Origin of the sequence: Varibaculum cambriense, from assembly GCF_022133705.1 — a bacterium.
Classification (GTDB): Bacteria; Actinomycetota; Actinomycetes; order Actinomycetales; family Actinomycetaceae; genus Varibaculum; species Varibaculum cambriense_A.
On the sequence record NZ_JAKNHJ010000005.1, the window covers coordinates 62838 to 78686 of the forward strand.

At 52.0% G+C, this 15849-nt stretch carries 11 protein-coding genes; 8 read left to right on the forward strand and 3 right to left on the reverse strand.

All coding sequences use genetic code 11. The annotated features are described in order from the left end of the window. Window positions 1–127: 127 nt before the first annotated feature. Window positions 128–1435, forward strand: a complete 1308-nt coding sequence (locus tag L0M99_RS03550) for an aspartate kinase (protein ID WP_238127802.1) — start codon at window positions 128–130, stop codon at window positions 1433–1435. Next, window positions 1432–2481 carry an aspartate-semialdehyde dehydrogenase gene (locus L0M99_RS03555; RefSeq protein ID WP_238127803.1) on the forward strand — a complete coding sequence of 350 codons (1050 nt, stop codon included), beginning with the start codon at window positions 1432–1434 and terminating at the stop codon, window positions 2479–2481. The genes L0M99_RS03550 and L0M99_RS03555 overlap by 4 nt, the downstream gene beginning before the upstream one ends. A gap of 131 nt (window positions 2482–2612) precedes the next feature. Here the strand turns inward: L0M99_RS03555 and L0M99_RS03560 are convergent, their stop codons facing one another. After that, entirely contained in the window at window positions 2613–3863 is a 1251-nt protein-coding gene (locus tag L0M99_RS03560) for a hypothetical protein (RefSeq protein WP_238127804.1), read from the reverse strand. Window positions 3864–4027: 164 nt separating this feature from the next. After that, window positions 4028–4747 (reverse strand): TetR/AcrR family transcriptional regulator, encoded by a 720-nt coding sequence (locus tag L0M99_RS03565; RefSeq protein ID WP_024058297.1) that lies wholly within the window; start codon window positions 4745–4747, stop codon window positions 4028–4030. 252 nt (window positions 4748–4999) lie between these two features. Between L0M99_RS03565 and L0M99_RS03570 the strand changes: the two genes are divergently transcribed. From L0M99_RS03570 to L0M99_RS03595, 6 genes are all read left to right on the forward strand, one after another. Continuing rightward, window positions 5000–6190 (forward strand): MFS transporter, encoded by a 1191-nt coding sequence (locus L0M99_RS03570; RefSeq protein WP_238127805.1) that lies wholly within the window; start codon window positions 5000–5002, stop codon window positions 6188–6190. Window positions 6191–6492: 302 nt separating this feature from the next. After that, on the forward strand, window positions 6493–7479 hold the full coding sequence (gene efeU / locus L0M99_RS03575) for an iron uptake transporter permease EfeU (protein WP_024058299.1): 987 nt from the start codon (window positions 6493–6495) through the stop codon (window positions 7477–7479). A 68-nt stretch (window positions 7480–7547) separates the two neighbouring features. Beyond that, window positions 7548–8780, forward strand: coding sequence for an iron uptake system protein EfeO (gene efeO / locus L0M99_RS03580; protein ID WP_027723620.1), 1233 nt, complete (start codon window positions 7548–7550; stop codon window positions 8778–8780). A gap of 12 nt (window positions 8781–8792) precedes the next feature. Then, window positions 8793–10157 carry an iron uptake transporter deferrochelatase/peroxidase subunit gene (gene efeB, locus L0M99_RS03585; RefSeq protein WP_238127806.1) on the forward strand — a complete coding sequence of 455 codons (1365 nt, stop codon included), beginning with the start codon at window positions 8793–8795 and terminating at the stop codon, window positions 10155–10157. 293 nt (window positions 10158–10450) lie between these two features. After that, window positions 10451–11692: an MFS transporter gene (locus tag L0M99_RS03590; protein WP_038109336.1), complete on the forward strand. Its 1242-nt coding sequence runs from the start codon at window positions 10451–10453 to the stop codon at window positions 11690–11692. A gap of 285 nt (window positions 11693–11977) precedes the next feature. Continuing rightward, window positions 11978–14605: an iron-containing alcohol dehydrogenase gene (locus L0M99_RS03595; RefSeq protein WP_024058302.1), complete on the forward strand. Its 2628-nt coding sequence runs from the start codon at window positions 11978–11980 to the stop codon at window positions 14603–14605. Between the two features lie 84 nt (window positions 14606–14689). Here L0M99_RS03595 and L0M99_RS03600 read toward each other — a convergent pair whose 3' ends face one another. After that, entirely contained in the window at window positions 14690–15655 is a 966-nt protein-coding gene (locus L0M99_RS03600; RefSeq protein WP_024058303.1) for a carbohydrate kinase family protein, read from the reverse strand. Between the last annotated feature and the right edge of the window lie 194 nt (window positions 15656–15849).

Here is a 15849-nt window from a genome sequence, read left to right on the forward strand (position 1 = left end):
GGCGGGGTGCCCGATTTTGTGTGTTTGCTTACCTACCAGCAAATTTGAGACGCTAAAGCCGAGATTGCGCCAAATTCTTACAATAATTGCAGAAGACAGCTAATCGCTAGGCATACAAGGGGAACAAATGGCACTGATTGTGCAAAAGTATGGCGGATCCTCGGTTGCCGACACCCAGTCGTTGCAACGGGTTGCGCGCAGAATTGTGCAAACCCGTCAAGCCGGGCATCAAGTGGTGGTCGTGGTCTCCGCTATGGGAGATACCACCGATGACCTGATTGATATGGCGGCCGAACTTAATGCTCATGCTCCCGCCCGGGAAATGGATATTTTACTTTCTGCTGGCGAACGTATCTCTATGTCTTTACTGTCTATGGCCATCTCCGCGCAGGGAGTACCGGCGATGGCTTTTACCGGCGCACAAGCCGGTATTCGTACCGACGCTAAATACGGTAAAGCCCAGATTGTCGGGATGGTTCCGGAAAGAATCGCCCGCGTAATCCGAGACAATAATGTGGCGATTGTAGCCGGGTTTCAGGGCGTTAACGATGCCGAAGACGTGACTACTCTGGGACGTGGCGGCTCTGATACTACTGCCGTGGCGTTAGCAGCTGCCCTTCATGCTGATGTGTGTGAAATCTATACCGATGTTGACGGATTGTTCACCGCTGATCCGCGCCTGGTTCCTACTGCCCGGGCATTGCACTCCCTCGACTATGAGGAAACTTTAGAGCTGGCAGCAAATGGCGCCAAGATTTTACATCTGCGAGCAGTAGAGTTTGCCCGGCGCTACCGGGTGCCCTTGCATGTAAGGTCTAGTTTTTCCGATAAAGATGGCACTTGGATTGCCCAAGGTCCGGCCCCGAAATCATTGCGAGGGATTGTCCCTGCTAAAGCCCTTGAGGAGGAAAACGTGGAAGCTCCCATTATCTCTGGTATTGCCCATGATCGTTCCCAGGAAAAGCTGACGGTGGTGGGTTTGCCTGACCGCCCGGGGGTGGCCGCTGACCTGTTTGCAGCGGTGGCAAAAGTCGGTGCCAATATCGACATGATCGTACAAAACATTTCCGAGGCACGCCCTGGTAGGGCTAATATTTCGATCACTATGCCGGCGGAAGACATTCCGGGAGTTATGGAAGAACTGCAGCACGAAAAGAACGTTTTGGACTTCATCCGCATCGACCACGACACCAATGTGGGGAAGGTATCGCTAGTTGGGGCAGGTATGCGTAACAATCCGGGGATTTCGGCGCGTTTTTTCCAGGCGCTATCGGATGCCGGGATCAACGTCGATATTATTTCTACTTCAGAAGTGCGTATCTCCGTGCTGATCAATTTAGATCGCCTGGATGATGCAGTGTTGGCTATCCATAAAGCTTTCGATTTAGATTCCGAAGAAACTGAAGCCGTGGTCTATGGAGGTACCGGACGATGATGAAAGAACTAACCGTAGCCTTAGTCGGAGCAACCGGACAGGTCGGCCGGGTAATGCGTACTCTGCTGGAAGAAAGAAATTTCCCTGCCGCTAACATTCGCCTGTTTGCTACCTCGCGTAGCGCGGGCAAGCAGCTTTCTTTCCGCGGTCAGCAAATAACTGTAGAGGACGTGGAGGGCGCAGACCTGGAGGGGATCGATATTGCGATCTTTTCCGCCGGAGGGTCAGCGTCGCGTACCTATGCTCCTCGTTTTGCCGCTGCCGGGGCAGTGGTAGTCGATAATTCCTCCGCCTGGCGCAAAGACCCCGAGGTGCCCCTGGTAGTTTCCGAGGTCAACCCGGAAGATATCAAGGACCGCCCTAAAGGGATTATCGCCAACCCTAATTGCACCACGATGGCAGCAATGCCTACGGTGAAAGTGCTCCATGATCTCTTTGGGCTGGAAACCTTAGTGGCGTCCTCCTATCAGGCAGTATCCGGGTCGGGGCGAGCTGGGGTGCAAGAGCTTTCTTCCCAGCTGGAAGCTAGCGTAGAGCGCTGCGAAGAACTGGCTTTAGACGGAGCCGCTATTGAGTTTCCCGAGCCGAAGACCTATGTGCGCCCGATTGCCTTCAACGCGGTTCCGGTGGCCGGAAACTTTGTTGATGACGGCTCTGCCGAAACCGATGAGGAGCAAAAGCTGCGTAATGAGTCGCGGCGGATCCTGCATCTGCCTAAGCTCGCGGCCTCTTGCACCTGCGTGCGGATCCCGGTGATGACCGCGCATCTACTGTCCCTAAACGCGCGTTTTACTCGCCCGGTAGATTTAGAACAAGCACAGGCGGCGTTAGAGCAGGCTGAGGGAGTACAACTAGTAGAGGTACCGAATCCCCTGGATGCTGCTGGCCGGGATGGGACTTTCACGGGACGCTTGCGTATCGATCAATCGGTTCCGGATGGAAAGGGGCTGGCGTTCATTTGTTGCGCCGATAACCTGCGTAAAGGGGCGGCACTTAACGCCATCCAGATCGCAGAGCTGGTCGCCCGCGAACTTTTGGAAGCCTAGTTCCGGCTACCTGCGGGTGTCAGGTTGGCTGCTTGGCCGCTAGGAGGAGAAAGCTAATAGTTTTTACTGGCGCTGCCGCGTTCGAGGACGCGGTGGCGCCAGATACCCTGCCTCCCGGGGGAATGGAAAGGCTAGTTGCCGGGGGCTTTAACTTTAGGTTGATAGGCTTCAGCGCTATTAACCGTTAGTTTCAGCCCGAATCCGGTCTGCAGATTCCAACAGTCAACCCCCGATCCAGAGGACTCGCAGGCGTAGGCTCCTGAGGCTGCCGCAGCACCGCTAGCGAGTACGGTCTGGGAAACTTCGTTATCTTTAACCCCTAAATCTTCGGGCGGCTTTGCGCCATCAGCACCTAAGGTGAACTTGACGGTTGCCCCCGGGTTTTGCCCGATATTTCCGGTGAAGCTAAAGACATTACAAACTACTTCATTACCGATGGTGCACTTGATGGGGGCATCGGGCAGTGAAAACTCAGCGACCTGGTAGGCGCCGTTGGGTAGCCCTTTTGCTTGCCCAATCTGGTTGGTGGGAGCGGGAGCTATCTGGCGTCCCTCGGTTTTCACGTCCAGTTGGGCGCCGGCGTTACTGTTTTTTTGCTTAGTGTCTTGGCCACCAGCGTTCTTACTGCCGGTACCGTTTGCCCCATTTTCTTGATCATCGGGAATCCCATTATTGTTGTGGTCGCGATTTAGATCGGAATCTCCGAAGATGCGCGCGATCACTCCGTCCTTCCCGTACCAACTCTTCGAGCCGTCGCCGCCGGTGAGACGATCCGCTAAGTTACCTCCGACCGATAGTATTAAACCGATCAACACGGCAATCACGATCACGAAAATCTTACTTTTTCGCGAAGCAGTTTTCTCTTCGACTGGTGAAAAGTCCTCTAGATCTTCCTCGTCTGCAAGTTTAAGTTTCTCCGATTTAGTTTTTCCCGCTACCTGAGTTTCAGCGGTACCTGCATTTTCCGGTTTATCCGCTGGCTTCGCGGTTGTCGTTTCCGCGGTTGCTTCGAGGGGGGTGGTAGGTAAATCTTGAGTGTCTTTACTGCTAACCGGGTCTACAGCTGCGCTGGCTTTAGTAGGAGTCAGCGGGGAAGCGCTCTGGGGCTCTTCTGCTGGTGCCTTCTGGGGAGCGGGAGAGGATACCGGGATAGGGGAACGGGTTTTTTCGCGAGCTTCCCGATCCATCCGGTTTTGGCGGCGCTGTAAGGCGGCGGCAATTTCCGGATCAGAAAACTCGCTTAACCACTCTAGAAGTTCTGGATAAGTGGAGGGGTTTTCAGCAATGAGAGGCCGCAAGGAGGGGTGGTTTTGAGCTAAATACTGTAACTCTTCCAGCGGCGTCGTGGGATCGCTTGCCCGCTGAACCGGGTCGGTGCTCATGTTTCCTCCTTTGACTCTCTTAAGCGATTATAGATTACTGGGACTTCAAAATGATTCCCTCGGGTCCGTAGTTGCCGGCTCAGCAAATAAATGCCGGCACTTCCTCCTGGCTTACGGCCTAGGAAGATAAACGTGCGGCTTGCCAGATAGCAAAAAAGCTGCGTCTAGCTGGCTCGATGGATTGGACAGGCGGAGATCACCATTCCCTCGCCCTCGCGGGAAGCAAACGGATTATCATCGAGATCTAACCGGCGTCCCAAGAAACGTTTTGCGTTGGGTAGCGGAGCCAAGGTGTGGCTCGCGCCCAAGGAACGCAGTACATACGCCTGTATACAGTGGATCAGATATTCTCGGTGAATCGGGTCTTTGGGTAGAGATCTGCCTGCTAGAGACGCATTCACCATCGAGATTGCTATGGGTAGGTTTTGGGGAGGAAGCGTGCCCTCATTAATGGCTTTCCGTAAGATTTGCCGTAATATGTTCTCTACAATTTGCGCGTGAAGGCGTAGTTCGCTGCTAGTTTCATTTGATACTTGCCGGCGTAGATCTAGCCCGGGCGCTAGGTGGTAAGAAGAGCCGAGAGTGAGTTGTTCCCGGATGTAAATTCGCAGCATTTTAATAGGGGAGGACACCCCCGCCAGAGCGTGGTTCAAGCGCTCCGAATACTGTCCCGTTTCATAGGCAATGAATGCCAGGAGCAGTGCTTCTTTATCTTGGAAATGGTTATAGACCGCAGTGCGCCCCACTCCCGCCTCTTGAGCAATCTTCGCCATGGTTAGCGATTCAAACGTGCTGGTTTGGAGGAGACGGGAGAGCGCATCAAAGAGCTGTTGGCGAGTTTTCTTGCGATGCTCTTCCAAGGTATCCCCAATAATCCTAGGCATGTAGACATTCTTTCATTTAATGACATTTTTAGTCTAATTGTCTCGAAAAATTGGTGGAGGGAAGATCTAACGCAGTGAAGGAAATGATTTTTTCGAGGCGATAACGAGAGAATTAGGTTAGAGGAAGCGCTTATTTTTGACTCGAGAAGCAAGCGGAATCAAGCGGTAACACCCGGCATTTGACGCACTAAATTATTGACGATAGTAGTAGCCTGAATAGCGATATTCCTAGTAGCTTTGACGGGGGAACATTTGACTAACCTACTGCTGGCTTTGATTTATTTGGCCTTTATTAGTCTGGGCTTACCCGATTCCATGCTAGGTTCTGCCTGGCCAGAGATTTATCCAGATTTTGCGGTGCCGGTTTCCTATGCGGGATTCATCTCTATGATTATCTCCTTGGGAACAGTTACTTCTAGTCTTCTATCGGATCGGATAATCTCCCGGCTAGGTACTGGGAAAGTGACCGTGCTTTCGGGGTTGTTGACTGCTTTGGCTATTCTAGGCTTTGCCCTTGCCCCTAACTTTTGGGTGCTGTGCGTGTGCGCGATTCCCTACGGACTGGGAGCAGGCAGCGTGGATGTGGCTCTCAATAACTATGTAGCGTTACATTTCAAGAGTACCCACATGAACTGGCTGCACTGCTCCTGGGGGGTTGGTGCCACGATTGGTCCTTATGTGATGGGGGTAGCACTTTCTGGGAGAGGTAACTGGCAGAGCGGATACTGGTATATAGCCTTGATACAGCTGGTAATTACCGCGATTCTATTTTTAAGTTTGCCGCTCTGGAAACGCCACGAACAGGAAAGCTCTCCTGCCAGTAGTGAGAAGTTGCCCGAATCGGATTCCTCTGCAGCTAACCAGCGCCCTCTCAAGCTTTCACAGACAGTGCGGGTTAAAGGTGTCAAAGAGGTAATGGCATGTTTCTTCTGCTATGCCGTATTGGAACAAGCAACTGGGGTCTGGGGTGGGACCTACCTTAAGTTATTTAAAGGTATGGATGCCGCGAGCGCGGCCTCCTTTGCGGGAATGTTATTCCTGGGGATAACCCTAGGGCGAGCAGCGAGCGGATTTTTGTCGATCCGTTACTCTGACCGGCAATTAATCCGTTTGGGGATAAGTCTGGTAGCGGGGGGAGTAGTTCTGTTGTTAATACCGGGATCGGCAACTATCACGATTTGCGGACTTATGGCGATTGGTCTGGGTTGCTCGCCGATGTATCCTGCGATGATTCACGCAACTCCCCAAATCTTTGGGAGGGATCGCTCGCGCGCAGTAATCGGCGTGCAGATGGCTAGCTGTAACTTGGGGGTCTTCGTGATGCCGCCACTATTTGGCCTGATAGCGCAGTATTTATCTGTCGGTTTTTTACCTGTCTACCTGGCTCTGTCTCTGGGAGTATTCGCCTTGATGCAGCGCCGCTTGGCTTCTATACGTTACTAAAAGTATCTTCCCTGCTGGAAGACAGCTGATAACGCATTTCCCCAATTTAGTAATAGCCGTGAGCGCCTGCGAGCTTGCCGATCGCAATAAGAGGTAATTGGATAGGTGGACCTACTTTATCTGCGAGAGCTTAAAATCTAATAAGCTAAGTTAGTTAACTACATAATGCATTAACCAGTTGTTTTAGTGAAATTTCATGAGAATAAATCTGCTTGACAGGACGGAATGAATTAAATAAATTAGATTTGCCTTAGCTAAGGAATTATAGGTTTTAGCTAACTGATTCGCGAACTGGAGAGAAGATGCTCGGCGCTTTGCTAATTGCGTTACGGGAAGGTTTGGAAGCTGTTTTAATAGTTTCCATTCTTTATGCCTATATAAAGAAAGTTGAGCGTGAGGATCTTCTGCCAAAACTATGGCTAGGGATAGTGGTGGGGGCGGTAGTTCCCATGAGCGTAGGTGCTTACCTGGTTTGGGGTACCTATACCCTTACCACCCAAGCCCAAGAAGCGCTCGGAGGCTTTCTTTCTCTATTCGCGGTCGCCCTCATCACCTGGATGATTTTTTGGATGGCCGAGCATTCCGCCAGAATGGTGGCTCGAATGCAATCCCAAGTCAAGGAAGCTCTCTCGAAAGGTAGCGGAGCCGGCTGGTCATTGTTTGTAATCGCCTTGATTACCGTGGGTCGAGAAGGACTGGAAACCGCGATTTTTATCTGGCCGATGTTCAAGAATGCCAGCGACAATGAAAATGGCACCAGCCTGGTTGTCGGAATGATGGTGGGGATAGCAATCGCCATCGCGCTGGGATACCTGATTTATCGGGGAGTAGCGCGTATCAACTTGCGGATATTTTTTGAGGTAACCGGGTATTTACTGATTTTTGTGGCTGCCGGGGTCTGCTCCTACGGCTTCCACGATTTACAAGAAGCCGGGGTTATCCCCATGACCGCGCCCCTGTTCGATATCACCACTTATATTCCCGCCCTGGTTTATAACGGCGGTCTCTATGACGTGCTGGTAGCCATTTTCCAGTTCTCACCTAGCCCCACCGCCTTGCAGTTCTTTAGCTGGCTGATCTACCTGGTGGTAGTGGGCACGCTGTTCTATTTTTACAACCGCAATAAGAAGTTGTTTTTAGCGGTCAAAAGGCCGCAGCAACAAGCTGCTGGTGCGCCAGAAAAGGCCGTAGCTAACGCGGGAAGCAAGGGGGAGGCTAACCTGTCCGATGAGGCTGCGGCAACAGTGGAAACAAGTAACAAGACCAAAACGTCAGTTGCAGTTGACTGAACGTTTTCCCGAGGGCGCGCTCGCGTCCTCGACGCAAAAATGCACACCTAAGGAGACAAATAATGCATATGCGTAAGATTGCCGTTGCTTTCGTGGGCGCGGCGCTGGCAGTCACTATGACTGGTTGTGTAAAGAATGACAGCAGCGCCGCGGGGGATGGCGCGGCGGGCAGCGCTAAACCAATCGAGGTGAAAATCGCTGACGACAAGTGCGAACTATCTGCTAACACCGCTCCTTCCGGCACCATTAAGTTCTCCCTAAGTAACGAGGGGCCGGCTCGCAACGAGTTTGAAGTGCTTGCCAAAGACAAGCTGCAAATTATGGGAGAGATGGAAAATCTGGCTGCCGGGGATAAACGCGACTTCACCGTGCAGCTAGAGGAGGGTACCTACTACACCGCCTGCAAGAAAAACATGGTCGGATCACTCGTGGGGCTAAAAGAGTTCAAGGTAACCAAGGGTGAAGGCGTAAAGATCAGCGCCGATGACAAGAAACTGCACGATGAGGCGGTTACCAAGTACACCGCTTACGTCAAGGATCAGGCTGGCCAGTTGGTATCGGCCACCCAAGAATTTGTGGATGCCTACAAAGCGGGCGATAACGAAAAGGCAAAGAAGCTGTATCCGCTGGCACGTATGCATTACGAACGCATTGAGCCGACTGCCGAGTCTTTCGGCGATTTGGATCCCAAGCTGGATGAGCGCGAAGCTGACTACCAGCAAGCTGATGATGCTGACGGGCGGGAATGGACCGGTTGGCACCGCTTAGAAAAAGACCTGTGGACCGATCAGAAGCTATCTGCCGCAGATCGCACCAAGTTCGCTGATCTGCTGATGAAAGACACCCAGGATCTGCATAAAGCGGTTTACGCTGCTGACTTCAAACTGAAGCTCGACGATATTTCCAATGGCGCTATTGGTCTGCTAGAAGAGGTAGCCACCACCAAGATTACGGGGGAAGAAGAGATCTTCTCGCACACCGACCTCTATGATTTCCAGGCCAACTTGGAGGGCGCTCGGGTAGCTTACGGTAACGTCCAGGCTTTAGCCGAAAAGAAAGATCCGGAACTGGCGAAGAAGATCGACGCCAAGATGAAAGATCTGGAAGACACCATCGCCTCGTACAACCGGGCCAGTGGCGATAATCAGTGGGATTTCCCGCCCTACACCGATATTGCGACTGTAGCCATCGGTTTGGAGAAAACTCCCGAGAAGTACACCAAGAAGCAAAAAGAGCTTTCCGATAAGGTAAATGCTTTGCGTGCTCCCTTGGCAAAGCTAACGGAATCTATCCTGAAATAAGGTGAATATTCATTGAGTAAAGACTCTGTTAACCATCACTCCGAGGAGGTAACCGACGAGGCCGCCTCCTCGGAGGAAACTCCGAAAAATACTGCTAAGGTTCCGGGGATTTCCCGCCGTAATGTCCTGATCGGCGGGGGTATCGCTGCCCTCGCAGGTATTGGCATCGGGGGAATGGGAGGCTTCGCTTATGGTAAATCCAAAGGCGAGGCCGCCGGGCAAGCGGCTTCCGACGTGATGAAGATTTCCTATCCTTTCAGAGGTAAGCATCAGCCGGGAATTCTCACCCCGCAGCAACAGCAGATGATGATGGCTGCCTATGATTTGACCACTGAAAATCGAGATCTGGTTATTCAGTTGCTGAAAGACTGGTCATTGGCGGCGGAACGGATGATGGCTGGTAATCCGGTCAATGATCCGAAAGTGTCCAAACTGGCACCCCCGGATGATACCGGCGAAGCCTATGATCTCGGACCTGGCGCCCTCACGATCACCATTGGTTTTGGGGAAAGTTTCTTCCTGAAAGATGGAAAAGATCGCCTCGGGATTGCCGATAGAATGCCGGAACCCCTAAAGGGTGGGATTCCCCGGATGGCGGCAGAGAAACTGGACCCGGATCAGTGCTACGGGGATATCGTGGTGCAAGCCTGTTCGGAAGACCCCATGATTTCCATGCACGCGATTCACAACCTCAGCCGCCTGGCGTTCGGTACTGCCACCGTTCGCTGGACGCAACTGGGATATGGGCGTACTTCCTCTACCTCTACCGGCCAGAAAACTCCCCGCAACCTGTTTGGTTTCAAGGATGGAACTTCTAATATTAAAAAGGAAGACTCCGACGCGGAACTAAATAAGCATCTGTGGATTCAGCCCGGTGATTCGGGTGGGAAATATTTCGCAGGCGGCAGTTATCTGTGCACCCGTAAAATCAAGCAGATGATGGAAGTTTGGGACGAACTGGTCTTGCAAGAGCAAGAAGACACCATTGGACGCGACAAACTAGAAGGAGCCCCGCAATCCGGGGGAACCGAATTCACCGATCCCGACTTTGAGAAGAAGGGAGAAGACGGGGAACCCTTGATTCCATTGGATTCGCATTTAGCGATGGTGCATCCCGATCATAACGGGGGAGCCCGGATGCTTAGACGCGGATACAACTATATGGAGGGGACTGACAGTTTGGGGCGGCTAGAAGGTGGGCTGATGTTTATCGCCTATGTTCGTAACCCGCAAACCAACTTCATTCCTATTCTGAAGAAAATGTCTGGGGACGCCATGACCGAATACCTGCAGCATATAGCCACCAGTATGTGGGTAATGCCGCCCGGTGTGGGGCAAGGAGAAGACTACGTGGGGCAAAAACTCTTTGAAGCCTAAACTGTTACCTCCAGAAAAATAGGTTTTGGGGAAACCTAAAACCGGGAGCGGGTCTTGCTGATTGCTTTCAGCAAGACCCGCAACTTTTTCTGCCGCTTACTAAAGCTAAAACTTAGCCACTGTTTTACCACTAGCTGTAAAAATGGTATTTTCAACTGCCCCCGTTTTCCCGTAAAGTTTCCGTCACCGCCTGTTAAATTGATGCCTCCTCAAATTTTATGGTCACTGAAATGCTGATTTTGGGCGCGGTAAATGGGTGCCTAAAACTGATAGTTTTATTTCAGGAGGCGCTCTTGACTAACTTACTACTGGCACTGATTTATCTGGCTTTCATCAGCTTAGGGCTGCCTGACGCCCTGCTGGGGTCGGCTTGGCCAGCAATTTATTCAGATTTTATGGTAACGGTTTCCTACGCCGGGATTGTCTCGGTGATTATTTCCCTAGGAACCATTATTTCCTCCCTGCTCTCAGATCGTTTGATTTCCTGGCTAGGCACCGGAAAAATCACCGCCATTTCGGTGGGGCTAACCGCGGTAGCTATCCTGGGGTTCGGAATGGCTCCCAATTTCTGGGTGCTTTGTGTGTGCGCGATTCCCTACGGATTGGGAGCCGGCAGTATAGATGTGGCGCTAAATAACTATGTGGCACTACATTTTAAGAGTTCCCATATGAACTGGCTGCACTGCTGTTGGGGGATTGGTGCCACTATTGGTCCTTACATTATGGGAGCCGCCCTTGCGGGAGGCAGCGGATGGCGCGGGGGCTACTGGTATGCCGCCTGCATACAGCTGGGAATAACCGCGATATTGTTTCTAAGTCTGCCCTTGTGGAAACGCAGCGAGCAGGCCGACTCCGCCACTGTTTCCAGCAACGATCCTGACCGGGGAGCAGAAAATGCTGACTCCGTAAATGCTAAGGAAATCCCGGAGCCGAAAGTTCAATCCGCGCGCCCTCGGCATCTGAAACTTTCCGAAGTGGTGCAAATTCCGGGAGTGAAAGCCATGATGGTCTGTTTCTTCTGTTATTCCGCGTTAGAACACACCATCGGGCTGTGGGCGGCAACTTACTTGCGGTTATTTAAAAACATGGATGCAGCTGCGGCTGCTGCCTTCGCTAGCATGGTGTTCTTAGGAATCACCCTAGGGCGTGCCGTCAGCGGTTTTTTGGCAATGCGTTACTCAGATCAACAGATGATCCGCTCGGGGATGATACTTACAGCTTTGGGGCTGCTAATGCTGCTTATACCCGGGTCAGCCGCGTTGGCAGTGTGCGGGATAATGGCGGTTGGACTTGGGTGTTCTCCTATTTATCCGGCGATGATCCATTCCACCCCGCAGATTTTTGGGAGGGAGCGCTCGCGGGCAATCACCGGGGTACAAATGTCCTGTTTCTTTGTGGGAGTCCTGATTATGCCACCACTATTCGGGATAGTGGCGGATCGTTTATCAGTGGGGTTGCTGCCAGTGTATTTGAGTATTGCTTTAGGGGTAATGGCGTTTATGCAATATCGGCTAGTTCGCCGAATGGTTCACTAACTGGGATTGCATACTGATATTAATTCTTTCCTTCCCAGCAGCTGGTGCGAGATAAGAAAAGTGTCTGCGGGATACTAAGGGCTGTGTATCTCTGGGTTTAGGCATATGCTTCATAGGTGTGCATAAATGTGCATAAAGGCTTAGGGGCCTGAAAACCTATGCTATGAGCCAAATTTAATTTTATTCAAGTTAATGTTTTTATTAGGTAAATTTTTCTAAACAGAGTTGTTGGCCGTAGTAAAGCAGATCCAGTTTATTTAATCGGTGTACAGAAAAGAGTTAACCATGTCCCAAAAAGAGTTGAGTGCGGCCCCAATCGAACAGGCTGCCGACGAAACAGCCATCGATGCACTCGTAGCAAATGCCCAGCAGGCACTGGCAAAATTTGAGAATCTTGATCAGCGTACCGTAGATATTATTGTAGAAACCGCAGCCCACAAGGCGCGGGAAGCCCATGCGGTGCTGGCCGCCGAGGCGGTAACCGAAACCAAACGTGGCAACTTTGAAGACAAAACCGTAAAAAATATTTTCGCCTCCGAAGTTATTGCCCAAGACTTAGAGGGACAAAAAACCGTAGGAGTGATTTCCCGTGACGAGTTCTCGGGGATTGTGGAAGTTGCCGAACCAGTCGGGGTGGTGGCGGGTCTAACCCCGGTAACTAATCCCACCTCCACCACTATTTTTAAAGCCCTGATCTGCCTTAAAACTCGCAACCCGATTATTTTTGCCTTCCACCCCTTTGCGCAGAACTGTTCTGCTCATGCCGCCAAAATAGTTTACGAGGCCGCGCTAGAAGCTGGGGCGCCTAAGGGATGCGTACAATGGATTACCGCTCCTTCAATGCAGGCTACTACGGAGCTAATAAACCATCCGGGAGTAGCAGTTATTTTAGCTACCGGCGGTAACGCCATGGTTAAGAGTGCGTATTCTTGTGGAAAACCGGCGCTAGGTGTGGGAGCCGGAAACTGTCCTGCCTATATCCACGAAAGCGCCGTGGTCAAAAATGCAGTAAATGACGTCACCATTTCTAAGTCGTTTGATAACGGCATGATTTGTGCTGCCGAGCAGGCGGTGATCCTCGACGAAGCTATTGCTGACGAGGCGCTGGCAGAGTTTGAATCTCTCGGATGCTACCTGGCAAACGCGGAGGAGAAAGCGAAGCTAGAAGAGCTGCTGTTCGGGGTGCGTGCGGGAAGTGAAGAGTGCAAGACCGCCAAATTGAATGCGGCGATTGTGGGACAGAAAGCCTCGAAGATAGCAGAAATGGCCGGCTTTAGCGTTCCCGAAGATACCCCAGCTATTCTAGTGCCCTGCTCGGAAGTAAGTTACGACGAGCCATTGACCCGGGAAAAACTCTCCCCAATCTTGGCGGTATTGCGGGCGAAAAATGCCACGGAAGGCATTGATTTGTCCCGCCAGATGGTAGAACAAGACGGGCTGGGACACAGTGCGGCCATTCATTGCCGCGAATGGAAAGTTATTGACAAGTTCGCCAAAGAAGTTAACGCCGTGCGGATTATTGAAAATTCCCCGAGTGCTTTCGGTGCTATCGGGGGGCTTTATAACGCGATGGTGCCCTCGTTGACTCTTGGTTGTGGTTCTTATGGCCATAACTCGGTGTCGAACAATATCAGTGCAGTTAACCTGCTTAATGTCAAACGGCTAGCCAGGAGGAACCCGGTAATGATGCCTTTCCAAGTACCTAATCAAATTTATCTCGGGTCTGGCTATATTCGGCAGCTAGCTAATTTGGAGTTGGGCACTAAAATTACGGTGATTACCAATCAAGGTGCCGCCAGTAGCGGGCAATTGGATGTGGTGATGCAACTACTGTATGTCCGCAGCAATAAAATATCTGTTCAGGTTATTGATGATGCGGAAAGGCATTTCACTACCCAATATCTAGAGAAGAAAGTACGTGAAATCGCTGGTTACGGACCACATACGGTTATTGCGGTGGGGGAGCGAAGCGTTATCAATGCAGCTAAATTCCTACGTTTGTTCGCGGCGTGCCCCGAGTTATCGGTTAAGGAGGTCTGTGCCGGGCATATCTCCTTACCAGCTCACATTAATTCGCCGCAGCTTATCTGTGTTCCTACTATTACCGGAGGGCGTGCTGCGGTCGCACCCTCGGCTGCTATTACCGATGTGGATACTGGTTTTGCTCGTCCAGTTAAATCGACTGCATTCCTGCCGCAAATCGTGGTTATGGATACTACCTTGGCTCCCTATAGCCGAAAAGATACTCTGCGGCGCGGTTTCCAGGGTGTCGCCTGCGCTATCGAAGCCTATACTTCTACCCAAGCCAGTGAATATACCGATTCTTTGGCGCTGCACGGCCTAGAGAATGTATATAAGACTTTGCCCCGGATAGTTAGTGCCGCAGAAGAGAGTCAAGAATTGTCTGACCAGCGAGAAAAGGTGATCGAAGGGGCATTCTTGATTTCTACCGCCCAGGGTAATACCGCAATGGGGTTGGCAGGTTCGCTGACCAAGACTTTTGCCGCCGCTTTTGGAGGCAGTAATCAGGAATATTTCCCGGCAGTACTGCCCAATGTGGTGAGGTTCTTAGGAGGACGGCCGCGCAAGTTTGTGGCATCCCCGAACTATCTGCGTTTCCAGGCTCCCCAGCAGCTAGCCGAGATTTGTCGGCGGCTCGGAATCGAAGCTCGGGAAGAGGATGCCGGTGCAGCTCTTGCCCAGGTTTTGGAAAACTTGGTTTCCACCTTTGGGGTGCCCTTAAAGCTGCAAGACTTCGAGATTTCGGAGGCCGATTTCCTGGAGCAGCTGCCCGAGTTAGCCCAGCGTACTTTCGATCGCGAGTCTTACTCGGGTACGCCGCGTAAAGCTACCATGGCGGAAATAGAAAATATGCTTAAGGCTTGCTATTACGGGGAAGAGTTCGTTTCTTAATCCCCTAACGAGTAGGTCGGCGGGGCGTTATGACAGTGCCCCGCCGACCTATGTCTTTTATCGTCTCTAACGTGTTCGCTCTAGCTAGAGGGTGGGGTCAGCGGCAAGTATCTCTGCTACCTCAGCTTGGGTAGGACCATAGGCTCCCACCTTACTTACCGTGATTCCCGAGGTGATGGTTGCCCGGTGGAGAGCACCTTGGATATCGCTGAGGCGAGCTTGCCGTAGCCGCTGTTTGGCTTCCGCCGAACCCAGCAGGCCTGCATCTAACAGTCCCGAAATCAGGCCGGCCATAAAGGAATCTCCGGCGCCCACCGTGTCTTTGACCTTGATGTTTAGGGGATCTACCGCCAGCATATCCCGGTCATTGGCGCAAAGCGCATAGGACGCCCACGGTCCGCGGGTAGCCACAATTAGGCCTGGCCCCAGGTCTTTCCACTTGTGTAACACGGTCTCAATCGGAGTATCTTTACCGTAGAGCCAGGCAATGTCTTCATCGCTGGCTTTAACCAGATCAGCGAGGCTGATTAGCTCTTCGATCCGCGGGCGTACTTCCTCGGGACTGCCCATTAACGAGGGGCGTACATTGGGGTCATAGCTTACGGTTCCCCCAGCCGACATGGCCTTGACTGCCTTGATCACGGCGGAGGCTCCGGGTGTCAAAGTAGCCGCGAAACTTCCGGTATGCAGGTGGCTGAGGCTACTGGCCTTCGGCAGGGGCGGGACTTGCCATTCCAGCTCGAAGCTGTAGGTTGCTTGCCCATTATCGTCGATTTGAGCGTTAGCTATCGGAGTTTTCGCGGCTTTAGAACTGCCCGGAACTACGCTAACCCCGGCGGAGGCTAGCTTTTCTTCTAGGCTCTTACCGCGCTCGTCCTCGCCCCACCAGGAAGCCAAAGAGGTGGAGTGACCTAAACTGGCGATTCCGCAAGCCACGTTAAAGACGCTGCCCCCCACTTTCTCTTCCACATTACCTGCACGTTTAATAACGTCAATCAGGGCTTCTCCCAGGCAAAGTACGGGACACTCAGTTGATTTCATATCGGTCATGATAACTACTCCACACCTAGTTTCTTGGACATTTTTTCAAGGGGAATCCCCTTGGTTTCCGGCATGACTTTCAGTACCCACAGCAGCTGACCGCACATGCACAGGAAGAAGATTAGGAATGACCAGCTTTGCTTATCTTAGCAAATGCAGTTAATACCTGGATGGAGGTATTCGGTCAGTAAGGGCTGTCCCGA